Here is a 24618-nt window from a genome sequence, read left to right on the forward strand (position 1 = left end):
CGAAAAAAAGAGACAACCTCCTCATAAAAATGAGAAGTTGTCTCTTTTTGGACTTTAGGGACTTTTTCAGTGGCCTCGGCATTTGCGGGTCTCCTGCAAGGATGAATGATAATGGCTGTAAGATTAATAATCGACACCAGAAGTATAGCGGTTCGAGGCGTTCCAGAGCAAATATTCATCAACACCCGCTTCCTTCATGGCGCGGATCTGGTCTTCGATTTGCTTCTTTCCGTATTTGATATAATGTCCGCTGCCGAGCCAGCTGGCTGTAAAATCCTGAATCCATGGACGGATGACAGGCTTCAGATCCTTGGTGGCTTCAAGCTTCTTATGCGTATCTTCCATGGAGCCCTTGATGACCTTGTAAGGATTTTTATCGGGATCCTTAACACCATACCAGCCTGTCGAGTAGTGGCTTGGATAGACCATTGGCGAAATGACATCCACGTTCTCCGATATTTTCACAAAATCCTGCCCTATGCCCTCCGCCGCAGGGACAGATGCCGCGTATCCGAAAATATCCACCGATACTCTGACACCCAGGGGTGCGAGCTGCTTGCGGGCATACTGGACAAACTCCGCAACGGCATCCACCCGCGATTTATCGGTTTTGGCATAGGTCAGCTTGCCGGCCTTCTTCTCAAAGCCTTCCGGAAAACGCACATAATCAAACTGGATTTCCTTAAAGCCAAGTTTGGCCGCTTCCTTGGCAATTTCAATGTTGTAATCCCATACTTCCTTGCTGTACGGATTTACAAAGCTGTCGCCGCCGCCATTCTTCCATAAGGAGCCGTCCGGGTTGCGGAAGGACAGCTTCGGATTGTTCTTGGCAAGGACTGTGTCCTTAAATACGACGATACGGGCAATAGGGTAGACGTTATGCTTCTTCAACCGGATCATCAAAGCCGAAATATCCGTGATAAAAGGCTGGGGTTTGCCCATTTTCTTCAGCTTTGCATTTGGGGTCGGGTAGGTTATGTATCCCGCGTCGTCCTTGATATCAATGACCATGGAGTTCAGCTCAGTGTCATCCAGCAGCTTGAGCAGCTTGGCCATGCGTTCTCCGCCGGCGCTGTATGCCGTCACGTAAATCCCCTTTACGCGTGGCGCTCCCGGCTGTGGGTCAACCTTGGCAGGAGGATTGTCTGCGTTCACGACAGCAGCGCCTGCTCCCTGTGACCGGATGATTGCACTGTTGATCGCTGTTTCCAAAGAGGACTTTACAGACGCACCGCCTGCCGTGTCTCCCGGATCTCCCGTTCCTCCGAGGGCTCCAAACATGACCATGATTGCCCATAAGATGTTCATCTTTACGAATTCTCTCCCTTTCTTGCTATGTCTACCTGATTATACTAGATGTTTTTTGTCGAAAAAGGACATGTTTGTAACCATTCATACAACGATCAGGCTCTAACATGCCAGAATATCTATACCCTTTATTGGATGACTGAAACGGCCGATGATATGCATGTCCAAAACAAAAAAAGCCGCTGTACCGCAGGACAGTTCCTGCGGTGCAGCGGCGTGTCGTACATTATTTTAGCTGAGGCCTTGCCAGAAAATTAATGAAGAAAAGAATGGTTCTGGTGTTCGCAAATGCTGTACTGAATAATCTCCATAGCATCATCGGCTTCAAGAATGCCGATGCCATCCCTGAGCACAATCCGGGAGTTGAGCTCATTCTCCCTGAGAAAAGGAAGCATTTCAGGAAACCACTTCATCACGATGTCGGATAATTTTACAGTCTCCATTTCCACAAAAATCACCCTTTCCTGTTTCTGCTCGGAATCATTCACAACGAATCATTCAGTGCGCAAATCGGAAAAGCCGAGGCCCTGTGAAAAGCCGGAAAAGCTGGTCTTAGTGGAACCGTGCACTATAAGTTTAACATAAATCAGTTCATTCGTGCACGGATACCTGATTATCTTCTCTGAAAAGCACCCATCACACCTACCGTTTCCACGATATTAACAAACGCTGCGGGATCGGATTCCTTGATGATCCTTTTCAGCTCAGCAAGCTCATATCTGGTCGTTACCGTCATCAGCATATCCTTTTCCTTATGGGAAAAGGCACCTTCGATCTTGATTTTACTGACCCCGCGCGGAAGCGTGAGCAGGCGGGACAGCATTTCTTCAGTCCGGTCAGTAATAATATACACCGTTACTTTGGTATGACTCACATGAATAATATCGACGACCTTGCCGGTGATATAAATGGATACCATGGAGGCAAGCGCACTATTCCAGTCATCACTCAAATAGCCTGCTGCAAGAACGACCAGTCCATTCAGACCTACAAGCACCGTGCCGACAGGAAAATCACGGTAGCGGGTTACAATCGAGCCTACAATATCGAAGCCGCCCGAGGAGCCACCGACATGAAACGAAATGCCTGCACCAATGCCGACAAGCACTCCGCCGAATACGGAGGCAAGCAGGGCATCCGAGACAAGCGTGCCCACGGGAATGACAGCGATCAGCCAGGTGGTGGCGACAACGGACAGGATGCTTAGTCCGATGAACCTTCTGCCCAGAATGAATAAACCCGCCAGCAGAATGGGAATGTTGAACACGAAGTACATCACGCTGAGATTCGCACTTGTAAAATACCCGACAAGCATGGATAAGCCGGAGACGCCTCCGCTGAGCAGATGATGCGGGACCAAAAACAAATTAAAACCGCTTGCGATGGCAGCGGCACCGAGAATGATAACAAAACTGTTCCAGGCCAACCTTGGCACGGTGAAGTTCACCTCATTTAAAGATGTGTAAACCAGCTTGCTGGTAAAATTGATTTGTTTTATGCTATAATGCGATGTGGATATTCTTGAGTAGGGAGCTATTTCCAAGCTGAACGCTTTAAATTTGAAATGCTTCACTGGCACTCAGACGTATTTTTTGAAAAATGTGATAAGGTCATTCCTCTGTGATGCGGAAATACATGGTTCGTACGGATGAAAATGAGCTGTAAGCTGCCGCTGCTGCAGGGAAAACCTATACCATAATACTGCTACTTAAGAATACAGACAAGACCGCGGATTGTCCACTATATCCGTTACAAGAAGGAGTATGAATAAATTTGACAACATTTGTAGAATTTGATCTCGAACCCAAGGTACTTCAAGCTATTACGGAGCTTGGATTTGAGGAGGCAACTCCGATTCAGGCGAAATCGATCCCTATCGCACTGACAGGCAGCGACATGATCGGTCAGGCACAGACCGGTACAGGCAAAACTGCAGCATTCGGTATTCCGCTGATCAGCAAAATCTCCAAAACGGATGATAAAATCAGAGCCCTCATTATGGCGCCTACACGTGAGCTTGCCATCCAGGTGGCCGAAGAAATAGAAAAACTCTCCCGCTTCAAAGGTCTTCGCACATTGCCTATTTACGGTGGACAAGATATTGTGCGCCAGATCCGTGCCCTTAAGAAGAAACCCCAAATTATTATCGGTACACCAGGACGTTTGCTTGACCATATCAACCGCAAAACCATCAAGCTGGAAGACGTAAACACCGTTGTACTGGATGAAGCGGATGAAATGCTGGATATGGGCTTTATGGAAGATATTCAATCCATCCTCAAGCAGGTTCCGGAAGATCGTCAGACGATGCTCTTTTCGGCTACGATGCCTCCGAATATTCAAAAGCTGGCGCAGCAGTTTCTTAAAAATCCGGAGCATGTATCGGTGATTCCTAAGCAGGTCAGCGCTCCATTGATCGACCAAGCCTATATCGAGGTTCCTGAGCGTCAAAAATTTGAGGCTCTGAGCCGTTTGCTGGATATGGAATCCCCTGAGCTGGCTATCGTGTTCGGACGTACCAAGCGCCGTGTCGATGAATTGGCCGAGGCCTTGCAAAAACGTGGTTATTCCGCTGACGGACTGCACGGCGACCTATCGCAGAACCAGCGTGATACAGTAATGCGCAAATTCCGCGACGGCAGCATCGATGTATTGGTTGCGACGGACGTGGCCGCACGCGGTCTGGACGTATCCGGTGTAACCCATGTTGTGAACTTCGATCTTCCGCAGGACCCTGAAAGCTATGTGCACCGGATCGGCCGTACTGGACGCGCGGGCAAGGAAGGGGCAGCATGGTCCTTTGTGACTCCGCGTGAAATCGATCATCTTCATTTTATCGAGCGTGTGACGCGCCACCGTATTCCACGCAAACCGCTGCCTACTTTGGCGGAAGCCATCGAAGGCAAACAGCGCATTACAGCCGAGCGTCTGCTTGAGATCGTGGAGCAGGGCGAACTGAATGAATACAAAGGACTTGCCATTCAAATGCTGGAGCAGTACGACTCCGTGCAGCTGCTGTCAGCCGCTATGAAGCTCCTGACAGGCGAGAAGCGTGATGCGCAGATCGAGCTGACTCCGGAGGATCCGATTCGTGCAAAACGTCGCAAACCGGATATCCGTTCTGGCGGACGCAAGCCTTCCAACTTCGGCGGCGGACGTGGCGGCTATAACCGCGACAACCGTGGCGGAAGAGGCGGCTACAACCGTGACAACCGCAGCGGTGGCGGCGGGTACAACCGTGATCGCGGGGAACGCAAGCCGCGTACCGGCGAAGGCTCGGATACACGTCGGCCAAGAAGAGAGGATTCGTTTGAATCCTAGGATTTTGCCGCTGGTTAAGCAGAGGTAAAAAGACAGGCAGATGGACCGGAGTGGTGACACTCCGGCTTTTTGCTTGTGCGGGTGGCGGAAACGGGTCCAATTAAGTTATAGTATAAATAATAACCGAATGAGATTGGGCAACCGCTGAGGGGGAGACTAAATTTGGAATTCAAGGGAGCCATGGGCGGCCTCTACCGCCTGACGGAATGGATTACTCGCTTTGCCGCCACAAACCTGCTGTGGGCGCTTTGCTCGTCGCCCTTTCTGTTTTTTTTGATCATGAAGCTGATCGTCATGAGCCAGCAACTGACCAATGAATCTCTGCAAATGAATTGGGCGATGGCGATTGTGGCACCGCTTACTTTATTTCCGGCAACGGCAGCCATGTTTACAGTTGTGCGGAAATGGGTGATGGGGGATAGCGACATCCCCGTATTCCGCACCTATTTTGCCGGATTCAAACAAAATTACAAGCAAAGCCTGATCGGCGGGCTGTTCTATACGCTGCTGACCATTGTGATGTATGTGGATTACACCGTGTACATGACGCAGTTTCCGAATCTGCAGATGATCGGCGTAATTATGCTGATTTTGCTAATTATCCTGTTTGTGTCGATGTTCAATTTCTTCTCCATGGTGGCGCATTATCATATGAGCACCAGACAGATTATCAAAAACGCGATTCTGCTCACTCTGATCCGGCCATTCCGTGTATTTTCCACATTGCTCGGCAGCGCTGTGCTTGTATATGTAGGGATTCGCTATCCCGTGCTGTTTATTTTCTTCATTCCTTGCATCATCGCCTGGTTTGCTTTTTTCAATTTCTATGGCACTTTTCTGAAGATGCAGGAGCAACTGCAGAAGCAGCAGACGGACGGTGAGCTGGAAGGGAAAGAGGTAGCAGCAGAGGAAACGAAAAATTAAAACATTTCTCGTCAATATTTACTTTTTTGGTGGTAACGTCTATAATAAGTTTCAACACCTCCTGCTGTGTACGTTACGATCATTCGTTGTTTTGAACCAATGATGATGTCTAGGGAGACCTACATGGAGAGCGGCTGAAAAGCCCTGTCACTTCCGACAAGGGGACTTCAAATGCTGTTCCTGCGGTCACCCACCTGCTGAAGCAGGTTCAGAAGACACTATGGTCGGACGGCAACGGCGGGGCCAATTGTTCAATGAGAAACATCTCTTTTCTTTTCACGAAGAAACAGGGGTGTTTTTTGTTGTGCAACAATGATAAACTGTTAGTAGCAAAATACCGTCTGCCTAGGGATAGGGTTCGTACATTCAGAATGTATTAAAGCGTTTGCAATAGATTAAGTGCTTTACGCATCTGCAGAGAATGCCGCAAGGCACGGTGATGGTGAAGGAGGAAATAGGTTGTCGCTGAAAAGGACGCTTGTGGGGATAATCCGCAGTCACGAAGGTACGGGTGACAAGGCGAAGGATCCCCTGCTCAAAACACGATACTATAATTTATCGAGGGATAAGGCATGGGAAGAAGTCTCATCGACATTAAAAAAGATACCCGGATTCAAGGTGCTGCATGAGGTATCCTCGGTAGGGGAAATTACGCTGGAGAAGCGTACCGCTTTCGGGCGTGTTATCGATATTACTGTTTCGATTCTTTCAGTTTCTCCGGTGCGCAGCGCGATCGATATATACTCTGCTTCACGGGGCTCCATGGGGGATCTGGGGGCCAACTATCGTATTATCCTGCAGTTGTATGGCGTGTTGGATAAAAAAATGGGTGCCTACAGAATTCGCGAGTAAGGGCGGAGTGTGCCTGTAAAAAATCAAGCGAGAGAAGGACTGGCCTTCCTCGCTTTTTTGGTTTAAACAAGCTTCTTCACAGCTTCGATCACTTTCTCGTAATCAGGATGGTTGGCCATTTCTGTCAAATACTCTACATAAGCGATGTTATCGTCTGCATCAATGACAAAGATGGAGCGCATGTCCAGGTGAAGCTCCTTGATAAATACACCGTAGGCTTCGCCGAAAGAGTGATGTTTATAATCCGACAGGGTAATGACACGGTCAACTCCGGCAGCTCCGCACCAACGTGCCTGGGCAAACGGCAGGTCCACGCTGACGGTGAGCACGACAATCTGATCTCCAAGGCCTGCTGCTTCTTCGTTGAAGCGTCGGGTTTGCGCGTCACAAACTCCGGTGTCCAGAGAAGGCACTACACTGACAAGTTTGATTTTGCCGGCAAAATCCTTCAGTGAAGCCTCTTCGAGCAGATTTTTATTCAGCGTAAAATCAGGAGCCTTATCGCCGGCCTTTAATTCCGGTCCGATGAGGGTAATCGGATTGCCTTTGAAGGTTGCTACACCGGTACGTTCCTGGGTCATATGTATTTCCTCCTTATAACATTGGTGATTGGTGCCAAAATCCATTATAATCTTTTGTGAAAGATGATGTCCACTTGTTAGAAAACGGTAATGCAGAGAGGGGCCATATTTTGATTTTTTTAAGACATGAAAGCTGGAACAATTACATTCGTTATTATCCCGTAACCTGTCTTATTTTGTTGGCCAATCTGATTATGGCAGGGCTGGTGATCCTCAAGGGGGGATTTACCACAAACGTGCTGGTCGAGCTGGGGGCCCAATTGAATGTGGGGATATACGATACACAGTACTGGCGCTATGTGACCTCCATCTTTCTACATGGGGGATTCAGCCATCTGTTATTCAACTCCTTTGCCATCCTGGTGTTTGCGCCGCCTTTGGAAAGGCTGCTCGGCTCTGTGCGCTACCTTGCTTTGTATCTGTGTACAGGTATTGTGGGGAACATCATGTCGGATGCCTACTTCACCTCAATGAGGCAAATTACCGTTTCCATCGGGGCTTCCGGAGCCATCTACGGGATATATGGCGCGTTTTTATACATCGCCTTGCTCCAGCGTCATATGATGGACGAGGCATCGCGAAAAACGTTGTATTCGCTGCTGATCCTCGGTGTAATCTTCTCACTGGCCATGGCGAACATCAATTGGATGGCGCACTTTGGCGGCTTGATCAGCGGATTCTTTATCTATGGCCTCATGATCCGCCTGTTCAAGCGCCGCACACAGGCCTGATCAGCCTTACCGTAATAGGCAAACAAGAAATGGAGCGATAAAGTGAAGTGGAACTAAGACAGCTGCAGTATTTTGTAAAAGTAGCTCAAAAAGAACATGTAACGCAAGCCGCAGAAGAGCTTCATGTAGCCCAGTCCGCAGTAAGCAGACAGATTCATCAGCTGGAAGAGGAGCTGGGCGTCCATTTGTTTATGCAAAAAGGCCGCAACTTGCAGCTTACGCCGGTCGGGCAGCTCTTCTGCAAACGGGTAGAAGGCATTATGAAGGATCTTGAGCGGGCTGTAATGGAGGTCCATGAGTTTCTGGATCCGGAAAATGGCGAAATCCGGATCGGATTTCCGCACAGTCTGGGCATTCATTTAATTCCTTCTGTTGTGGCTGAGTTTCGCAACCGCTATCCCAAAGTGAAATTCCGGTTTAAGCAGGGGATGTATCCTACACTCATTCGGGATGTGCTGTCAGGTGAGATCGATCTGGCGTTTGTATCGCCTTTTCCACACAGTCATGAACAAATCGGCGGAGATATTGTGCTGACGGAGGAGCTTCATGCGATACTGCCTCCGAATCATCCTCTTGCAGGGGAGAAGAGCATCCGGCTGGAGCAACTGAAGGATGAGAAGTTTATTTTATTCGGAAGTGGATACTCACTGCGGCCCATCGTGTGGGATGCGTGCATTCAGGCAGGGTTTACGCCTCATGTATCGTTTGAAGGGGAGGAGACCGATACGATCCGGGGGCTGGTGGCTGCAGGTATGGGGGTCAGTCTGCTGCCTGAAATGGCATTGTTTCAAACGAACCGCTTAGAGCCGGCCAAAGTGAAAATATCGGAGCCGAAGGTCACCCGCACCATCGGCCTGATTCATCGGACAGATGGCAAGCTCCCGTTAGTGGCGCAATCATTCCGGACATTTTTGCTGAATTATTTTGGATTGCAGCAGAATATTGAAGCTGTCTGCAAGCCTGATATTTCATGAAAGTAAAAAGAAGGCGCCCTTGAGCTGAAGCTCAGGGCGCCATTCATTTTGTTTTTTGTGATTACACGTTATTCGCGGTTGTTGAAGATCCCGATAAGACGAATCAGCTCGAGCAAGGAGACCAGTGCAGCCGCCACATAGGTCAGTGCCGCTGCGTTGAGCACCTTGGCTACGCCGCGCTCTTCATCATTGCGGATATAACCCTCCGAGACCATAATTTCACGTGCACGGTTGGAAGCGTTAAATTCAACCGGAAGCGTGATCAACTGAAAAGCTACGGTAGCGGAAAAGAAGATGATCCCGAGACCGATCAGATTAAAAGAACTGAACAACATTCCGGCAATCAGCAGGAATGGCGCGATGCCGGAAGCGATGTTCACGACCGGGAAAATGCGGTGCCGCATCGTCAGGAACGGATAATGCTCCTTATGCTGAATAGCGTGACCCACCTCGTGACAGGCAACGGAGATGGCCGAGATGGAGCTCTCGTAATATACAGGCTCCGATAGACGGACAACCCGATTGATCGGGTCATAGTGGTCAGAGAGCGTGCCTCTCACCGGTTCAATCGGAACATCGTGCAACCCGTTGGAATCCAGCATATGACGGGCTGCGTCGTAACCTGTCATGCCGCGCTGGTTGCCCTCCTTGGCCCAGCGCTTGAACGTGCCGGAGACACGAAACTGCGCCCACAACGAAAAGATAAAGGCAATGATCACCAACAGATACATGCCACTCATTTTCAATTACCTCCAAAATAAATAAAATAGAATAGAATTGGACAAGAGAAACTACATACTGTGCTCAAGCAAATACTTCAGCGCTTCTATACAGGCTGCGCTTTGCGGCAGCAGACCTGTAAGCACTTTGCGGGCCTGAACCGGCTTTAACTGCTTCAGTAGGGGCTGCAGCTCATTCACTTCCCTCTCCAGGCGCTGCATATGCATCTCAAGGGTCGTAAGCTTGTCGGTTACCTGTTCCTCACTGGACAGCCCGCTCCATTTCTCAAGCGATTGCCTGATCTCCTCCAGGCTATATTTCTCTTGTTTCATCTGATTAATACGTTCGAGCCTGTTCAAGGTTTCATCACTGTAAAGGCGATAATTTTTCAAAGAACGTTCTTCGGGAGCAATAAGTCCCATCTTCGTATAATAATCGATTGTCCGTTCACTTACCCCGGCGGCTTTGGCAAGCTCACCGATCCGGTACAGCTTCATATCCCCATTGCGCTCACCTCGCGATTCCTGATAAATCATTGGCCCCACAAGCAGTGGCTTCATTGCTATTATTTAATGATACATGATCCGCAACCGTACAGTCAAACGTCACGCTTTTTCACGGAAATAGAGATAAGGAGAAAGGACTTATAGGCATAGGACTAAAGCCTGTTTATGTTTTTTCATTCTTTTGAAAAATTCTCTTGTCAACTTTCTTATCTTCTGCTTATAATGACATTAACGATTTCATATTGTGTAAAGATAAGTGACATTAAGGGGAGTGTTCTTGATGAAGAAAAAATGGTTAATTCCACTGCTTGCCCTGCTGACCATTCTGGCTTTTCCGGTCGGAGCGTTTGCAGCGGAGGAGGGGCCTACCAACGTTCAACTTCAGGCTGGCCTGAACTCTGCGTTCACCTTCCTGGCGTTTATTCTCGTATTTTTCATGCAAGCCGGATTTGCTTTGCTTGAGGCGGGATCAACAAGAATGAAGAACGCCGGTCACGTAGCGGGAAGAACGGTATTGACGCTTGGTGTTTCCGCTCTGGCGTTTTGGGCGCTGGGCTTCGGTCTGGGGTTCGGCAATGATGGCGGCAACGGTTTTATGGGACTTACGGGTTTCTTCGTAAGCGGCACCGATGCGGCGCCTTCTTTTGATTCCTTGTCAGCTTACGATGTTCCAGTAACGATCATGTTCCTGTTCCACTTTGCTTTTGCCGCCATTTCGCTGGCCATCGCTTGCGGCGGTATGGCTGAACGCGCTAAACTGAGCGTATATATTGTTTTCGGCATTTTGTTCTCCATCGTTATTTATCCTGTTGTCGCTCACTGGGTATGGGGCGGCGGCTGGCTCGCTCAGCTTGGCATGCAGGATTACGCAGGCTCGACGGTAGTTCACTTGACGGGTGCGACGGCTGCGCTGGTGGCTACCATTTTGCTGAAGCCGCGTCTCGGCAAATACAACAAGGATGGCAAGCCAAATGTGATTCCTGGTCACAACCAGGTGTATTCCATTCTTGGTGTAATTATCCTCTGGTTCGGATGGTTTGGATTTAACCCGGGCAGCGCGGTTTCTGCCATGAACGACGGTTTCTTCGGTTACGTGGCGCTGACAACCAACATTGCGGCTGCAGCAGGTGCCATCTTCGCCCTGGCTGTATCCTGGATGGTATTTGGCAAAGCAGATATTCCGAGCATGCTGAACGGTGTGCTGGCGGCTCTCGTCGCGATTACAGGCTCTTGTGCATTTGTTGCTCCATGGGCGGCTGTTATTATCGGTGCGGTTGCAGGTATTATCACCTTCTTCACTGCCCAATGGCTGGAGCGCAGACGTATTGACGATCCCATCTACGCATTCTCCGTGCATGGTGTTGCAGGGATGTGGGGTGCGGTTTCCACAGGTATCTTTGCTAAACCTGAATTGGTGGAAATCACAGGTGTAGGTAAACCGGGCCTGGCTTATGGCGGAGGCTTCGGACAGCTGGGTGTACAGCTGCTCGGCCTGGTAGGCACATTTGCATTCGTTCTGGTCGTTTCTTTCATTATTCTCGGTGCGATGAAAGCTGTAATGGGCATCCGTGTTACCGAAGAAGAGGAAACGATGGGTCTGGATATGAGCGAACATGGCACATACGGTTACCCGGAGCAAATGAAGCTGCTTGCGGATGCTGAAAAGCGTACATTGAACTAATGATGACGGTTGGGTCGAGCGAGGGAGGCTGGCGGTATGGAATCGCAGCACATAGAAGCGTGCAAAATATCATTTGAGGCGATTCATAACGCCGATTCGCCTGATCGCCTGCGACAGGCAAGGATTGATACCCAGCATCGCCTGCTGGAAATACGGGCGGAAGCCTCCACGGAGGCTTGGCTCAAGCAGGTCAATGAGATGCATGATGCAATTTCCGTAAAAGCTGTACAGTTATGCGAACAGGGGATGGTTGAGGATGGCTTCGGCCCTCCTCCCGTCCCTTATGCCTTTATAGCTTTCGGGAGTATGGGTCGCTCGGAATCCACGCCCTGGAGCGATCAGGATAACGGAATGATCATCAGCGATGAAGCGGACGAGGGGAAGGAAGCTTATTTTTCGTCCTTCGGATCACGTCTTTCGGATATGCTTGAGTGGCTCGGTTACCGTAAATGTGAAGGAAAGGTCATGTGCTCGGAGCCATTATGGCGGCAGGAGACCGTAGCATGGAAGAAACAGCTCGAGGAGTGGAGCTCCGACTACAACTGGGATTCAATCCGGCATTTGATTATCGCCTCTGATATGAGGCATATCGCGGGAGATGAAGGCTTGTCCAGACAGTGGAAGGAGTTCTTCAGCGCCGTGTTTCGCAGGGATCCCGGGCTTGCGGGAGCAGTTCTGCGGAATACAGTCAAACATAAAGCGACACTGAATATTCTAGGCCAAATTGTCACCGAGCGTTTCGGTGAGCATGCCGGGGATTTCGATATCAAGTATGGCTGCTATATTCCGCTGGTGAACTCTGTCCGGTTCATGGCGCTGCAAAATGGCGTAACAGAAACATCGACTTTAAGACGACTGAAAAAACTGGCTTCGCTCGAAGCAGCTCCCTTTCCGCTATTGGATTCCTGTCAGCGGGCCTTTCTAATCGCACTCCATTTTCGAAACAGCACGCCTTGTGAGGAAGAGGAGGGGTTCCTGGTCAGCAGTGGTTATATGCCTGTTCAACAACTGAAGCAGCGTGAGCTATGGTATGAGCTCCGGGAAAGCCTCACTGTGGTCAGAAGAGTGCACAGGGCGCTGCAGAGGCAGCTTCGCTTCATGGAAAGGAGAAAATTATGAAAGAGCCGGTTAGGGGTGGCAGCGGATTCTGGAGTGTGTTCCGCCAGGGTGGTATGCCGTCAGCGATTGCTTCCGTGTTGGGGACCCCGACCGCGCAGCAAATGGCATTCATCCGCTCACTTGCCCGTGAGCAGCGCCGGTCGGAAGCCATGCGGACTCCATTGGAAAGGCTAGAGACCGTGGTGTTTGATCTGGAAACCACCGGCTTTTCGCCACAGCATGGGGATGAAATATTGTCCTTCGGTGCTGTGCGTGTGGTGGGTGACACGATTATGGAAAAGGAGCAGTTCTATACACTGGTTAAACCGAACATACCGGTTCCTGGGCATATTTCAGAATTGACGGGTATTACCCAGGAAATGAGCGATGATGCTCCGGCTTTGATCGACGGTTTGCATGACTTTATGTCCTTTGTCGGCGGCAGGGTGCTTGTCGCTCATGCAAGCTCTCATGATAAAGCTTTTCTGAATGCCGCGCTTTGGAAAACATCCAAGGTTCAGCTGACCCATCGGGTGATCGATACGATGATGCTGGCCAGATGGCTGGACCCGTACGGCAGCTATACTCTGGATGATTTGCTTCAATCTAAAGACATACCTGTAGTAGGCCGGCACCATGCGCTCGAAGACGCGAAGATGACCGCAAAATTATGGGTCTGCTACATGACGGAAATTATGAAACGCGGCGTCACCAATCTGGCGGATTTGTATAACCATCTAAGTCACGCTTAAAGGTATCGGCTTCAGCGATAGTGCCGATGGAGAACCTGCATCGGAGATAACCAAATAAGATGCGGTGGAAACTCCCCCGGTTGAATGATCGGTTCCTGTGATCAAATAGACCGTTAATCCGGGGCCAAACAGCTGCAGTTGCCGCAAATCTTCCTCTGATGGAACAGGGGGGGATGCGGGATGAGAATGAAATATGCCGATTAGAGCTTTCTCCTGCATCACACAAGTCACCCAGTTCGGTCCGTCAAACTCAAAATGATGGCATGGATCAGCGGCGATGTTAGGGATAGGTATAAAATTAGAGATTTGGATATATATCCCTTCTGTGTATCCAAGCAGTGCTCCGCAGGCTTCCTGTGGCAGGCAGGAGCGGACATATCGCTCAAGGCGTTCCAGCAGAACGGAAGGAATATGTACGGATGAATGAACCAATAGTATATTTGCTCCCTCAAACAAGAAGCTCCCTGGGTGGGAGCTTCTTTTATTTTGTAATCATATGTCTAATACTAATGCGCGAGGGAAATCCCTGCAAGGGGTTACTGAACCGTTTCCGAAGGCTTGATCAGCTTGAAGGCCAGAAAAAAGGTAAGCATAGACAGCACTGCCACGCTGCCGAATACGGCCGCATGGGATATCCCCATCAGCCAGCCGAAGAGCGGGGGTCCAAAGGCCACACCGAAAAAGCGCAGGCTGTTATACAGGGAGGTAATCATCCCGCGCTGGCTTTTTTCGACCGAACCGGTGATCATCGTATTCAGACATGGCAAAAGCAGACCGGTTCCGATGCTGCTTAACGTCAACAGTCCGATTAAGAAATAAATGTTCCGGCCGCTAAAAATGGCGGCGGCCTGCGAGACGGCCATCGTCAGCAGCCCGATAATGATCAAGCGGCGGATGAGGGTGCCGTTTTTCTTTATTTTTGAACCCGTTATAAATGAGGTGGCCACCATGCCAAGCAGCGGAATGGCTAAGACTAGCCCCTTTACTACTCCGTCGATATTATAAGGAGGTTCTTCTAACGTATCGGATAAATAAAACAGAATACCGAATAAAATGAATAACCCTACAGCTCCTGTGAAAAAAGAGCTTAGCAGCCATCTTCCTTTTTCCTTGATCACGCTGGCTATATTATGAACATATTTGCCGATGGGAACCGGCTCGCGTTTGCTCTTCGGTTCATGTATCAGAAAAATGACGGCCAGGAGGGAAAGCAGGCAAAAAAACGGAAATGCAAAAAAGGAGGCATACCAGATTATTAAGGCAAGCAGCGAACCCAGAATCGGGCTTAATACTTTACCGCCAGCATTGGCGGCTTCGATTAAGCCGAGAGCCTGGGATTCGGTTCCTTCTTTATACATGTCTCCCACCAATGCCATAGCAATGGCTGAAGTGCCTGCCGCTCCAATCCCCTGTAGAACCCGTCCGATAATAAGAACCGTGTAGGAATTCCAAACCGCTCCCATGCCTGCCAGAATGCCCGCGCTGCCATACACAATAAGACTTGGGATGAGGACGCTTTTACGGGAAAAACGGTCGGATAAATAACCGGAAACAGGGATGATGACTCCTGCGGCAATGGAAAATAGACTAATGACGAGGCTGCTTTGAAATTGGCTGATGTGCAGCTTGCTTTGCAGCTCAGGCAAAATCGGTACAATCATCGAGTTGCCCAGCACCAGAACGAGAGGAACGCTGGCTAGGGCCGTATATTCACCCCACTTGCCTCCGCCTTTCGATGATTTTTTTATATTCTCCCCTTTGTGCCTGGTGTGGCTGATGTGCCTGCTGCGGAGCTGTCTTCCCTCTGGCATCCATCTGCTTTTGCCACTTGTGCCGTTCATGGTACCAGTCCTTTCACTCTCTGTCGTCAGTAATGTAACCCGTCTGGCTGCAGATCATGCAGGGATGAAAAGATCAAAGATAGCTATAAAAATGTGGCAATAGGGGAGACTGTATTAAAAAACATGGAGGTCATGATGTATACAAAAATCAAAACCATTTTGATGGCAGGCTTGAGCATTGGGGCAGCTTTCGCGGGAATCACATCAACAAACCTGACACCTGTCTTCGCTGATGACCCGGCAGCAGCGGAAACGGCTCCTGTTATGGCACAGGAGGGGGCAACAGCGCCTGTTAGCAGTTTGAAGGGCCTGGATGGCAGAACCTATACGGTAGGCAAAGGGAATGGCAAAATACAGCTGCTGAACTTCTGGGCTTCATGGTGCGATCCCTGCAGGATTGAGGCGCCACTGCTCAATGAGCTATCAGCCAAATACAGAACAAAGCTTGATGTATACGGCATCAATGTTACGAAATATGACCGCCAGGAAGATGTAAGGAAATTTGCAAAATCTTTGGGATTAGCCTATCCGATTCTGCTGGACAAGTCAGGAGAAGTATTTGACGTCTACCGGGGAGCTGCTTTTCCTACCAGTGTGCTTATTGACGAAAATGGAACGGTACGTGAGGTGCTGCTGGGTGTGTACAGCAAAACAGAGCTGGAGGACAAAATCCGCAAGTTGACAGAGGGACTGGATACGAAGTGAACAAGCTCCGGGACCTTGTACATTGAACCCGGAGCTACAGCTGAAATATAGACTAATGGTTGACAATTCCGTTGGAAGAAGCGGCCGCTCCGGAAGGAGGAAGCTCGATGTTCTGGGAGAGCAGGGCATGGCGGAAGCTGTCCACCAGCGCCTCCCAGCTTGCTTCGATCACGTTGCCGGATACACCCACCGTATTCCACGTATTTTCGTAATTTCTTGATTCGATCAAAACCCGGACCTTTGCCGCAGTAGCGTCTTTTTCGTCCAGCACACGGACTTTGTAGTCTGACAGATGCATATCCCGCAGAGCAGGGAAGTATTGAGCCAACGCTTTACGAAGAGCATTGTCAAGCGCATTGACCGGTCCGTTCCCTTCCGCGGCCGTATATACGCTGCTGCCCGCCACATTCAGCTTGACAAATGCTTCCGATACGACGGATCTGCCGGCGGATTTCTCAACTAGCACCTTGAAAGACTCGAAGGTAAATAGCTCCTTCATTTCACCGTTGGCCTCACGGATAAGCAGCTCCAGCGACGCATCAGCCCCTTCGAATTGGTAGCCCTGATGCTCCAGATCCTTGATCTTGTCGATGACGGAGCGGGCCTCCGCGCTGCTCGGATCCAGATGGATGCCGATGTCCTGCGCTTTGGACAGCACGTTGCTCTGCCCGGCCAGCTCGGATACGAGGACGCGCTGCTTGTTGCCGACCTCCTCTGGAGCGATATGCTCATACGTACGGGAGTCGCGCATAATGGCAGAAACGTGAATGCCTCCCTTATGGGCAAAAGCGGCGTTGCCAACGTAGGGCTGGTTCACAGGCATATTGACATTGGCAACTTCGCTGATATAGCGGGCGGAGTTTGTAAGCTGCTTCATTTGCTCTCCTGCAATGCACTCATAACCCAGCTTGAGTTGCAGGTTCGGGATGACGGAGCAAAGGTTGGCGTTGCCGCACCGTTCACCGTACCCGTTCATGGTGCCCTGAACCTGTCTTGCCCCGGCCTGGACGGCAGTGAGCGCATTGGCTACCGCCAGCTCGCAGTCATTATGAGTGTGGATGCCGAGACGGGCCGATTCAACGGCTTGGCCGAGGCTAGTCACGATCTCGTGAATTTCATGAGGCATGGACCCGCCGTTCGTATCACACATAACAAGCCAGTCCGCACCGGCTTCCTGGGCTTTTTTCATAACCGAAACCGCGTATTCGGGATTATGCTTGTAACCGTCGAAAAAGTGCTCGGCATCGAATATCACTTCCATGCCGTTTCGCTTGAGGAAAGCAATAGAGTCATAAATCATGGCAAGATTTTCTTCCAGCGTTGTCTGCAACGCGGTATGCACGTGAAAATCCCATGACTTGCCGACCAGCGTAGCTGCATGCGCCCCGGATTGAAGAATCCGCTGCAAATTGACATCTTGCTCCGCAACGCTGTCTTTACGGCGGGTACTGCCGAATGCCGTGATTTTGGCGCTCAGGCCAAGCTGCTGAACTCTTTTGAAAAATTCGATGTCCTTGCTGTTGCTGCCGGGAATGCCACCTTCAATATAATGTACACCAAGATCATCCAGCTTTTTGGCAATTTTCAATTTATCGTCCGCAGACAGGCTGATGCCTTCTCCCTGGGTTCCGTCTCGCAAGGTAGTATCAAAGATGGAGATGGTCTTTGACATGAAGATCCTCCTTTTGGAATGCGTCTCATAAGCGAATTTTGGATTGGAATAAATTACAGTAAAGCGTTTGTGTAATGAAGATCTATAATTTATATGATTATAGCAATTAATTGCGCGAAGTGTAACCTAAATAAGAGATTTTACGGTAGAAGGGCGTTCCAGGGCATGAAATTTGCATGGGGCTGATGTAAAATTAGAACTACTGCGATTTTTTTCGGATCATCCCGGCGATTATAAAATACACTTAGAGTAAGAAGGGTTGCAAGTGAAAAAGGTCAGTGACTATTATCCGGCGGATGGCCGTGTCATTCTTCATGTCGACATGAACGCATTTTACTGCTCGGTACATGCCGCCGAAGAGCCGCATAAATATAAAGGACGCCCGACCGCCGTTGCGGGGAGCAGCGAGCTGCGTAAAGGAGTTATCGTCACCTGCTCTTACGAAGCCCGCAAGCTGGGCATATCGACAGGCATGGTTGTAAATCAGGCGCTCCGCATCTGTCCTTCCCTGATCATCATTCAGCCGAACTTTCATCTTTACAGGCAGTATTCCAGAGACTTTATGCAAATCGCGTATTCCTATACGCCTATGCTTGAGGCTACATCCATAGATGAATGCTACCTGGACATTACCGGCTCCAAGCAGTTTGGAACCCCTGTTGAAATCGCTGAAGCGATTCAGGGACGTATTGCCGAAGAGCTGTCCCTGCCATGCTCTATCGGAATCGCGCCCAATAAATTGCTGGCGAAGATGGGCTCTGACATGAAAAAACCGAACGGGATCTCGATTCTCAGGCTGCGTGACGTGCCGAAGGTATTATGGCCGCTTCCCTGTGCCCAGTTATTCGGAATCGGCCGTAAAACGGCCGCCAAGCTGGTGCAACTTAACATCCGGACAATAGGCCAGCTGGCTCAGACAGACGAGCAACAGCTTATCGAGCATTTTGGGGTGAACGGCTCATGGATGAAGCTTGCCGCCAACGGTATCAGTCAATCTCCTGTCCGGACGGAGAGAGAGCCAAACAAGTCCATCGGACACACCACAACTCTTCCGCAGGACGTGAATAAGGAGGAGGACGTTCGGCGAATACTTCTGAATATCAGCGATCAGGTGGCGCGAAGGCTGCGGCGGCAGAACATGCTGGCAGGAGGACTGCAGATTACGATCAGAACACCTGAGATGCGGACATTTACCCGATCCCAAATGCTTAATCATCCGACGGAGGATGCCGAACTAATATATAAGGAAGCATGTGAGCTTTACCGTCGTCACTGGACTCAGGAAAAGCCGGTCAGACTGCTCGGCATTACGCTGCAGCAGCTCGTACCGAAGGAAGAGGCGGCAGTGCAACTGGATCTGTTTGATTATGAGAAGCAGCCCAAAAAAGAAAGCCTGATCAAAGCAATGGATGCGCTGCGTGATAAATTTGGCGAAAATGCGGTGCTGACAGCAGGCATGCTGGGAGATGATCCATCCGTCCTGCTTCGCAACAGCACGCTGCGGGGAACCTCGCTGCAAAAGGATAATTTGCCGGCCTTGGACTAAAATAGACGTTCCGTGTGGTTAAAATCATTTGTATTCACAATATTTTTGTATTAATATGTTTCTATAGATGGAAAGAAGACAGGTTGGTTTTATTGTATAGGAGGAAGAGAATACTATGGCTAAATATACTTGGGTTGAGAAGGATACATGCATCGCTTGCGGCGCCTGCGGCGCAACAGCACCTGACATTTATGATTATGATGATGAGGGTCTTGCCGAAGTCATCTTTGAAGGGGATAACAACCGCGGCATTATAGCGATTGGCGAAGACCTGTACGATGATATGCAGGATGCTTGCGACGGGTGCCCGACGGATTCGATCAAGATATCAGATGAGCCTTTTAACAAAAATTAATTTATATCAGCACTGCCGTAACATTGAAAATGGCATCTTTTACCGTAATGGCGGTGGGAGATGTCATTTTTCTTACTGACTTATATAAAGCATAACAACTCAAGCCGAAAAATATACATAGATGGGTTTGCATGACTAATACAACCGGGGGTTTCCGTGAGCGATACATCACATCTTAAAACTTATGTAAAAATGCATCCGGACAATAAAATGGGCTGGTATTTGCTCGGCAAGGAATATCAGAACAGCGGACAGGAAGGTAAAGCAAACTACTGCTTCAATAAAGCGGGAGAAGTGTTCGAAGCGTTCGAGAAAAAACAGATTCCCCAGGATGTGTGGGAGGAATACCAGAACAAGCTTGTGGAGATCGCCCGTGCGAAGGAGAAAAGAAACACCCGCCTTCGCACGCTGCTGGTCAGCAGTCTTTTTCTGCTGCTGATTATGATGCCGCCGGCTCATGCGCCCGGGAAGATCTCACCGGGGAGCGGAATGGCAAACACTAAGCTTGAAAGCGAGCAGGCTTTAGCCGGTATGGAAGGTGCTGGAGAGCAGGGATTGCGGGAAGAGGGGAGTCCGGCAGCGGGCAGCGCCAAACCGGATGTCAAATTTACGGCGGCAGACGGCAGCCCGGGACCGATGTCTGTGAAGCTGGGCTCTCTCCTCGGCCGCCAAGTCAATCTTCCTGCGAGCACTGCCATTCTTGGAATGGAAAAGGAAGGGGACTGGCTGTTGTGGGGTGAGCAGCTTAAAGCCGTATACCGGCTGGACAAAGAAGGCAGCGGCAAGGTGCTGGTGCAGTCCCTTGATCCTGCGCACTGCCGCTGCCAGCCTGAGAACGTCACAAGCGTCAAAGCGAAAGCAGCGGCCTGGACTTCCGGACAGGTTGAACTGGCTGTGCTTAACAGTTCGCTCGCTGCCTACCGCAAACGATACGGCAAGCTTCCGGAGCGTCTGAACGACCTGACAGGGGCATTTCCCGACAATGTGATGGACGGGATATCGGAGGGCATGAAACCGGCCTTTCCGTTGTTAAAAAAACGCCTTGCCAGCTCTAAGGGCGGAGAGGCTTTGGCAGAGAATCAGCCATCCGCCCAAGGGGCGGCGCTTGCCTCCTCATTGGACGGAGCCCCTTATTTCACCGAGCCGCTGCGGATCATCGTGGACACATCCAACCACCGTCTTGCTGTTGTAAGCGGGAACGTCATGATCCGCAACTATAAAGTGGGGCTTGGCGGAAACAGAACCCCCGAAGGCAGTTTTGAGATTTCGGATAAGGTTGTGAACCCGAACGGCAAACCGGATGGAGATTTCGGCAGCCGCGGCATGCAGCTGTCCGATACCAACTATGCCATCCATGGAACGAATGAGCCGGACAGCATCGGCAAGGATGAGTCCCTGGGATGTGTCCGTATGAGCAAGGAGGACGTCGAAGAACTGTTCGCCCTGGTGCCTTCAGGCACCAAGGTTACGATCCAGTCAGGCGGTCTGCCTGATCAGGTGCTTGTCCCCGGTGTCCGCTTCACAAGCGAGCAGGTCAGCGAGCAGACCAATCCGCGCAAAATCTACCACTGGCTTCATTGATTGCCAGCATTGGCCAGCACAATGACGACCACGATAAGCAAAAGCAGAAGAACCAGACTGCCGGCAGTCCAGGCAATAGCTTTTTTATTTACCTCTTCCTTTTTCTGTTGCAGGGCAGGTGGTTTTCTTTTGACTGACATGGAAATCACTCCTTCTTGAAATATCATTTGCACTTCCTTTGCAATGGATTCGCTAAGGTGCTTTCACTCTCCTGCTTGTCCCATAATAGTGATCCTTATTACTTTCTTTTTCGGAAAGAAAAAGCTAAACTATTTCAGAGTAGTCAGTAGAGACGCCGCTGAAGCGGAGACGGTAGAGAACGGAGTGGATGGAGTGTTGTACCGCAATTTTGCCAAACCTGTGTTTTTTAAAATGGACCCTGAAAAAGCGCATCATATCGTGATCGACGGCATGAAGCAGGCGGCCGGGATACCCGGCGGGACTGGCTTGCTGCGCGGCATGTATGGTGTGCGGGAAACAGCCGATCTGGCTGTGGATTTATTTGGACTGCATTTCCCGACCCCGGTCGGGCTGGCTGCGGGGCTAGATAAAAATGCAGAAGCGGTGGGCGGCTTCTCTGCCATCGGTTTTGGATTTATTGAAGTCGGGACCGTTACGCCGCTCGCCCAGCCTGGGAATGAGCAGCCCCGCCTGTTCAGGCTTCCGCCCGATGAGGCGCTGGTCAACCGGATGGGCTTTAACAATAAAGGGACAGCGGAAATGGCGGAACGACTGGCTTCCTTGAAGAACAGAGTGATCCCGGTCGCCGTGAATATAGGCAAGAATAAGGTGACACCCAATGAGGAGGCTTATACGGATTATGAGAAATGTATAGCCGCTTTATACCCGTATGCGGATTTGTTTGTGGTGAATATCAGCTCCCCGAATACGCCTGATCTTCGCAAGCTGCAGCATGGGAGTGAACTGAAAGAGCTGCTCGCTGCAGTCAAGGCGGAAATGGGGGTTCAAGCGGTAAAATCGGGGCAGTCCAAAGCAGTTCTGGTCAAAATTGCCCCTGATGTAACGGACGCGGAGCTTGAATATATGACAGAAGTGATCGCAGCCAGTGGCGTGGACGGCATTATCGCCACCAATACGACGATTTCGCGCGACGCACTGACGCATGAAAATGCCAGAGAAACCGGTGGGCTCAGCGGAAAGCCCCTGCGTGAGCGGTCGACAGAGGTGATCCGCAGTGTCTACCACCAAACAGGCGGAAAATTGCCGATTATCGGAGTGGGCGGCATCTTCGACAGCCGTGATGCTTACGACAAAATCAAGGCCGGAGCCAGTCTGGTTGAAATATATACTGCTCTTATCTATGAAGGACCGGGTGTTAACGGAAAAATTCATGCCGGCTTGCGCGAGCTGCTGCGGCAGGACGGCTTTAAACACATCAGCGAGGCGGTGGGCGCTGACCACCGGTAAGCAGACGAACGGACAGGAGGCGCGATGATATGGATGGAAGAGATTGGGGAACATTTTTGCTTCCATACGAACAGACAGTTGAAGAGTTGAAGGTCAAATTCAAAACGATGCGTGCGGAACTGAAAAAACGCGAGGAATACGCGCCGATCGAGTTTGTTACCGGTCGAATCAAGAAAATATCCAGCATTCTGGATAAGGCCAAACGGCTGCAGGTACCGATGGACCAATTGGAAACCGGAATCGAAGATATCGCCGGCATCCGCATTATGTGCCAGTTTGTAGAAGATATCCGCCGTGTGGCCGAGTATATCCGAAGACGCAAGGATTTAACCGTATTATACGAGAAGGACTATATCACCAATTTTAAAGAAAGCGGATACCGCAGCTTCCATATGATCGTGGAGTACCCGGTGCAAACGGCCCTCGGCCAGAAAATCGTGCTGGCCGAGATTCAAATCCGGACCTTGGCGATGAACTTCTGGGCAACCATTGAACACTCACTGAGCTATAAATACCGTGAAAGCCTGCCGGAGGTAATAAAGCAGCGGCTTAAAAAAGCGGCGGAGGCGGCTTCTGTGCTTGATAATGAAATGTCCGCGATTCGTCTGGAAATTTTGGACGCGCAAAAAACATTTGAGGACCAATCCAACATCGTATCCAAGACATTAACCGCGGTGCACAAGCTCTATTTTTACCATAAAGTGAACGAAGCGATCGAGGCCCAGAACCGGTTTAATGAACTGTGGGAACGACAGGATATGGAAGGCATCAAGGAGCTGCTGGACGAGATCAAGAGGCTGCTCGACAGCTCCAAAACGGATGAGGACAGGGATGAAGTTTGAGCATGGCGGTTAACTATCCACCGCTTTATATAGCGTACCTCGTATATTTTAACCGGGACCGCGATTACTTCGAGTGTCATGAGGTGCTGGAGGAGCTGTGGCTGGAAACCGGACGGAATCCGCTGTATAAAGGCTTACTCCAGCTTGCAGTCGGCCTGTTTCATTTCCGCAACGGCAACGTGCGCGGGGCAGGGATGATGCTGGAAAGCGCGCTGCAGAAGCTGAAGGCTGCGGAGGAGGAGGCTCTCGGGATTGATACGGGCCGTTTGGTGAGCGAGACGGCTCATTACACGGAGCTGCTGGCAGCCTATGAACAGACTCCTTTCGGCTTCTATGACCTGACGATCCGCATCACCGCCCCGGAGCTGCAGCGGGAAGTGGATCAGGCATCAGCCCGGATCTTCCCCAACATCCCGCAGCAGGTCAAACCGCAGAGGGGGGCCAAGCATAAGGAAAGAGAGATCATTCTTGCCAGCCGCCGGAAAGAAGACTCTGGTCGGAATGAATAAAGCAAAAGAACCTTCAATGCACAATGGTGATATTGGAGGTTCTTTTGTTCTATTTTTCTATGGGTTCTATCAGGAGTCAGAAGTCAGGAGGCGTTTGTTTTGTATTTTTCAAACAAGGTCTTGTACTGATCCAGTGTGTTGCCGTTGTCTCCGGCCGTTTCGCTCAGACCGCCCACGATTCTTTCCTTTTCCACGCCATTTTCATAGTACACCAGGGTAGGTGTGAATTCGATATGGTATTGGTTCCAGCCTTCTTCGAATTCCTTCAGATTGAATTGATGCAGGGTGATGCCTTCCTGGTCTGCCAGCGGCATAAGCTGAGGAGTAGTAACCCGGCAGTGAGGACAGTCGGAAGCGAAAAAGTAGACGAAAAAGCTTTCCTTGTTGTTGATCTTTTGCTGAAGAGCATCCGGCAGAATGATTTGCTGATAGTTAGGGTCATTCAGCTGCTCTCGGGTAGCAGGGTCGAGGGAGGAAACAGATTTGTTGTACAGCTCGCTCCGGTTGCCTGCATTAATGGCAATCAGAACACCGATCAGCACGGCCAGTACGACAAAGAAGCCGATAATCGGAATAAGCTTTTTGTTGTTTGCTTTCAAAATAATCTCTCCTATCAAAGTATAAATAGTATGGCGACTGTCTATCATTATACAGCATTACAGCGTGTAGTGAAACAAGGGGGAACACATAA

The 24618-nt window shown here is 50.1% G+C and carries 26 protein-coding genes and 1 other RNA gene; 16 read left to right on the forward strand and 11 right to left on the reverse strand.

Going from position 1 to position 24618, the window contains the following annotated elements; all coding sequences use genetic code 11:
* Nucleotides 1-123: 123 nt before the first annotated feature.
* From ACE41H_RS06190 to ACE41H_RS06200, 3 genes are all read right to left on the reverse strand, one after another.
* Nucleotides 124-1308, reverse strand: a complete 1185-nt coding sequence (locus ACE41H_RS06190) for a putative glycoside hydrolase (protein WP_375354057.1) — start codon at nucleotides 1306-1308, stop codon at nucleotides 124-126.
* Nucleotides 1309-1562: 254 nt separating this feature from the next.
* The gene (locus tag ACE41H_RS06195; protein ID WP_375354490.1) at nucleotides 1563-1757 is read right to left on the reverse strand and encodes a hypothetical protein; all 195 of its coding nucleotides are present in this window, start codon (nucleotides 1755-1757) and stop codon (nucleotides 1563-1565) included.
* A gap of 164 nt (nucleotides 1758-1921) precedes the next feature.
* Complete coding sequence (locus tag ACE41H_RS06200; protein ID WP_375354059.1) at nucleotides 1922-2743, reverse strand: YitT family protein; 822 nt, start codon at nucleotides 2741-2743, stop codon at nucleotides 1922-1924.
* Between the two features lie 338 nt (nucleotides 2744-3081).
* Between ACE41H_RS06200 and cshA the strand changes: the two genes are divergently transcribed.
* The 4 genes from cshA to ACE41H_RS06220 all read left to right on the forward strand — a co-directional run bounded on the left by cshA (nucleotide 3082) and on the right by ACE41H_RS06220 (nucleotide 6405).
* Nucleotides 3082-4629 carry a degradosome RNA helicase CshA gene (gene cshA / locus ACE41H_RS06205; RefSeq protein ID WP_375354061.1) on the forward strand — a complete coding sequence of 516 codons (1548 nt, stop codon included), beginning with the start codon at nucleotides 3082-3084 and terminating at the stop codon, nucleotides 4627-4629.
* 162 nt (nucleotides 4630-4791) lie between these two features.
* Nucleotides 4792-5553 carry a YesL family protein gene (locus ACE41H_RS06210; RefSeq protein WP_375354063.1) on the forward strand — a complete coding sequence of 254 codons (762 nt, stop codon included), beginning with the start codon at nucleotides 4792-4794 and terminating at the stop codon, nucleotides 5551-5553.
* A 55-nt stretch (nucleotides 5554-5608) separates the two neighbouring features.
* Nucleotides 5609-5801: non-coding RNA, 6S RNA (gene ssrS, locus ACE41H_RS06215), on the forward strand.
* Between the two features lie 211 nt (nucleotides 5802-6012).
* Nucleotides 6013-6405: a DUF1499 domain-containing protein gene (locus ACE41H_RS06220; protein ID WP_375354065.1), complete on the forward strand. Its 393-nt coding sequence runs from the start codon at nucleotides 6013-6015 to the stop codon at nucleotides 6403-6405.
* Nucleotides 6406-6467: 62 nt separating this feature from the next.
* Here the strand turns inward: ACE41H_RS06220 and tpx are convergent, their stop codons facing one another.
* Entirely contained in the window at nucleotides 6468-6986 is a 519-nt protein-coding gene (gene tpx / locus ACE41H_RS06225) for a thiol peroxidase (protein WP_375354067.1), read from the reverse strand.
* Between the two features lie 110 nt (nucleotides 6987-7096).
* Between tpx and ACE41H_RS06230 the strand changes: the two genes are divergently transcribed.
* Entirely contained in the window at nucleotides 7097-7717 is a 621-nt protein-coding gene (locus ACE41H_RS06230) for a rhomboid family intramembrane serine protease (protein ID WP_375354069.1), read from the forward strand.
* 47 nt (nucleotides 7718-7764) lie between these two features.
* A complete protein-coding gene (gene gltC / locus ACE41H_RS06235) occupies nucleotides 7765-8691 on the forward strand; it encodes a glutamate biosynthesis transcriptional regulator GltC (protein WP_375354071.1) in 927 nt (308 codons plus the stop codon).
* Nucleotides 8692-8759: 68 nt separating this feature from the next.
* Here gltC and ACE41H_RS06240 read toward each other — a convergent pair whose 3' ends face one another.
* The gene (locus ACE41H_RS06240; RefSeq protein WP_375354073.1) at nucleotides 8760-9431 is read right to left on the reverse strand and encodes a zinc metallopeptidase; all 672 of its coding nucleotides are present in this window, start codon (nucleotides 9429-9431) and stop codon (nucleotides 8760-8762) included.
* 51 nt (nucleotides 9432-9482) lie between these two features.
* Complete coding sequence (locus tag ACE41H_RS06245) at nucleotides 9483-9908, reverse strand: MerR family transcriptional regulator (RefSeq protein ID WP_375354491.1); 426 nt, start codon at nucleotides 9906-9908, stop codon at nucleotides 9483-9485.
* Nucleotides 9909-10197: 289 nt separating this feature from the next.
* Between ACE41H_RS06245 and ACE41H_RS06250 the strand changes: the two genes are divergently transcribed.
* The 3 genes from ACE41H_RS06250 to ACE41H_RS06260 are packed head-to-tail and all read left to right on the forward strand — an operon-like array spanning nucleotide 10198 to nucleotide 13448.
* Nucleotides 10198-11598 carry an ammonium transporter gene (locus ACE41H_RS06250; protein ID WP_375354074.1) on the forward strand — a complete coding sequence of 467 codons (1401 nt, stop codon included), beginning with the start codon at nucleotides 10198-10200 and terminating at the stop codon, nucleotides 11596-11598.
* 36 nt (nucleotides 11599-11634) lie between these two features.
* On the forward strand, nucleotides 11635-12717 hold the full coding sequence (locus ACE41H_RS06255) for a DUF294 nucleotidyltransferase-like domain-containing protein (protein WP_375354075.1): 1083 nt from the start codon (nucleotides 11635-11637) through the stop codon (nucleotides 12715-12717).
* A complete protein-coding gene (locus ACE41H_RS06260; protein ID WP_375354077.1) occupies nucleotides 12714-13448 on the forward strand; it encodes an exonuclease domain-containing protein in 735 nt (244 codons plus the stop codon). The genes ACE41H_RS06255 and ACE41H_RS06260 overlap by 4 nt, the downstream gene beginning before the upstream one ends.
* On the opposite strand, the gene ACE41H_RS06265 is transcribed toward ACE41H_RS06260, so the two are convergent.
* Complete coding sequence (locus tag ACE41H_RS06265) at nucleotides 13434-13880, reverse strand: M67 family metallopeptidase (protein WP_375354078.1); 447 nt, start codon at nucleotides 13878-13880, stop codon at nucleotides 13434-13436. The two genes, ACE41H_RS06260 and ACE41H_RS06265, sit on opposite strands and share 15 nt — an antisense overlap.
* A gap of 104 nt (nucleotides 13881-13984) precedes the next feature.
* Nucleotides 13985-15259, reverse strand: coding sequence for an MFS transporter (locus tag ACE41H_RS06270; RefSeq protein WP_375354493.1), 1275 nt, complete (start codon nucleotides 15257-15259; stop codon nucleotides 13985-13987).
* A 162-nt stretch (nucleotides 15260-15421) separates the two neighbouring features.
* Here ACE41H_RS06270 and ACE41H_RS06275 point away from each other — a divergent pair, with 162 nt between their 5' ends.
* Nucleotides 15422-15994 carry a TlpA family protein disulfide reductase gene (locus ACE41H_RS06275; protein ID WP_375354080.1) on the forward strand — a complete coding sequence of 191 codons (573 nt, stop codon included), beginning with the start codon at nucleotides 15422-15424 and terminating at the stop codon, nucleotides 15992-15994.
* A gap of 52 nt (nucleotides 15995-16046) precedes the next feature.
* Here ACE41H_RS06275 and cimA read toward each other — a convergent pair whose 3' ends face one another.
* Nucleotides 16047-17666, reverse strand: coding sequence for a citramalate synthase (gene cimA / locus ACE41H_RS06280; protein ID WP_375354082.1), 1620 nt, complete (start codon nucleotides 17664-17666; stop codon nucleotides 16047-16049).
* A gap of 265 nt (nucleotides 17667-17931) precedes the next feature.
* Here cimA and ACE41H_RS06285 point away from each other — a divergent pair, with 265 nt between their 5' ends.
* From ACE41H_RS06285 to ACE41H_RS06295, 3 genes are all read left to right on the forward strand, one after another.
* Nucleotides 17932-19212, forward strand: a complete 1281-nt coding sequence (locus ACE41H_RS06285; protein WP_375354084.1) for a DNA polymerase IV — start codon at nucleotides 17932-17934, stop codon at nucleotides 19210-19212.
* 115 nt (nucleotides 19213-19327) lie between these two features.
* On the forward strand, nucleotides 19328-19567 hold the full coding sequence (locus ACE41H_RS06290; protein WP_375354086.1) for a ferredoxin: 240 nt from the start codon (nucleotides 19328-19330) through the stop codon (nucleotides 19565-19567).
* A gap of 156 nt (nucleotides 19568-19723) precedes the next feature.
* On the forward strand, nucleotides 19724-21148 hold the full coding sequence (locus ACE41H_RS06295; protein WP_375354088.1) for a L,D-transpeptidase: 1425 nt from the start codon (nucleotides 19724-19726) through the stop codon (nucleotides 21146-21148).
* On the opposite strand, the gene ACE41H_RS06300 is transcribed toward ACE41H_RS06295, so the two are convergent.
* The gene (locus ACE41H_RS06300; RefSeq protein ID WP_375354090.1) at nucleotides 21142-21288 is read right to left on the reverse strand and encodes a hypothetical protein; all 147 of its coding nucleotides are present in this window, start codon (nucleotides 21286-21288) and stop codon (nucleotides 21142-21144) included. The two genes, ACE41H_RS06295 and ACE41H_RS06300, sit on opposite strands and share 7 nt — an antisense overlap.
* Nucleotides 21289-21481: 193 nt before the next feature.
* Between ACE41H_RS06300 and ACE41H_RS06305 the strand changes: the two genes are divergently transcribed.
* From ACE41H_RS06305 to ACE41H_RS06315, 3 genes are read left to right on the forward strand one after another with little or no spacing between them, the layout of a single operon-like run.
* The gene (locus ACE41H_RS06305; protein WP_375354092.1) at nucleotides 21482-22576 is read left to right on the forward strand and encodes a quinone-dependent dihydroorotate dehydrogenase; all 1095 of its coding nucleotides are present in this window, start codon (nucleotides 21482-21484) and stop codon (nucleotides 22574-22576) included.
* Between the two features lie 29 nt (nucleotides 22577-22605).
* Complete coding sequence (gene yjbM / locus ACE41H_RS06310) at nucleotides 22606-23418, forward strand: GTP diphosphokinase (protein WP_375354094.1); 813 nt, start codon at nucleotides 22606-22608, stop codon at nucleotides 23416-23418.
* Between the two features lie 2 nt (nucleotides 23419-23420).
* A complete protein-coding gene (locus ACE41H_RS06315) occupies nucleotides 23421-23927 on the forward strand; it encodes a DUF309 domain-containing protein (protein ID WP_375354096.1) in 507 nt (168 codons plus the stop codon).
* Between the two features lie 83 nt (nucleotides 23928-24010).
* On the opposite strand, the gene ACE41H_RS06320 is transcribed toward ACE41H_RS06315, so the two are convergent.
* Nucleotides 24011-24574: a thioredoxin family protein gene (locus ACE41H_RS06320; protein WP_375354098.1), complete on the reverse strand. Its 564-nt coding sequence runs from the start codon at nucleotides 24572-24574 to the stop codon at nucleotides 24011-24013.
* Nucleotides 24575-24618 lie beyond the last annotated feature (44 nt).

Source organism: Paenibacillus enshidis, from assembly GCF_042136365.1.
In the GTDB taxonomy this organism is placed as follows: domain Bacteria; phylum Bacillota; class Bacilli; order Paenibacillales; family Paenibacillaceae; genus Paenibacillus; species Paenibacillus enshidis.

Bases quoted from the DNA above. Each gene is read 5' to 3' on its own strand.
- ACE41H_RS06240 (WP_375354073.1), bottom strand. From the start codon at position 9,431: ATGAGTGGCATGTATCTGTTGGTGATCATTGCCTTTATCTTTTCGTTG.
- ACE41H_RS06300 (WP_375354090.1), bottom strand. From the start codon at position 21,288: ATGTCAGTCAAAAGAAAACCACCTGCCCTGCAACAGAAAAAGGAAGAG.
- ACE41H_RS06320 (WP_375354098.1), bottom strand. From the start codon at position 24,574: ATGATAGACAGTCGCCATACTATTTATACTTTGATAGGAGAGATTATT.
- ACE41H_RS06315 (WP_375354096.1), top strand. From the start codon at position 23,421: ATGGCGGTTAACTATCCACCGCTTTATATAGCGTACCTCGTATATTTT.
- ACE41H_RS06290 (WP_375354086.1), top strand. From the start codon at position 19,328: ATGGCTAAATATACTTGGGTTGAGAAGGATACATGCATCGCTTGCGGC.
- ACE41H_RS06275 (WP_375354080.1), top strand. From the start codon at position 15,422: ATGATGTATACAAAAATCAAAACCATTTTGATGGCAGGCTTGAGCATT.
- ACE41H_RS06255 (WP_375354075.1), top strand. From the start codon at position 11,635: ATGGAATCGCAGCACATAGAAGCGTGCAAAATATCATTTGAGGCGATT.
- yjbM (WP_375354094.1), top strand. From the start codon at position 22,606: ATGGATGGAAGAGATTGGGGAACATTTTTGCTTCCATACGAACAGACA.
- ACE41H_RS06260 (WP_375354077.1), top strand. From the start codon at position 12,714: ATGAAAGAGCCGGTTAGGGGTGGCAGCGGATTCTGGAGTGTGTTCCGC.
- tpx (WP_375354067.1), bottom strand. From the start codon at position 6,986: ATGACCCAGGAACGTACCGGTGTAGCAACCTTCAAAGGCAATCCGATT.
- ACE41H_RS06245 (WP_375354491.1), bottom strand. From the start codon at position 9,908: ATGAAGCTGTACCGGATCGGTGAGCTTGCCAAAGCCGCCGGGGTAAGT.
- ACE41H_RS06190 (WP_375354057.1), bottom strand. From the start codon at position 1,308: ATGAACATCTTATGGGCAATCATGGTCATGTTTGGAGCCCTCGGAGGA.
- cimA (WP_375354082.1), bottom strand. From the start codon at position 17,666: ATGTCAAAGACCATCTCCATCTTTGATACTACCTTGCGAGACGGAACC.
- ACE41H_RS06250 (WP_375354074.1), top strand. From the start codon at position 10,198: ATGAAGAAAAAATGGTTAATTCCACTGCTTGCCCTGCTGACCATTCTG.
- ACE41H_RS06270 (WP_375354493.1), bottom strand. From the start codon at position 15,259: ATGCCAGAGGGAAGACAGCTCCGCAGCAGGCACATCAGCCACACCAGG.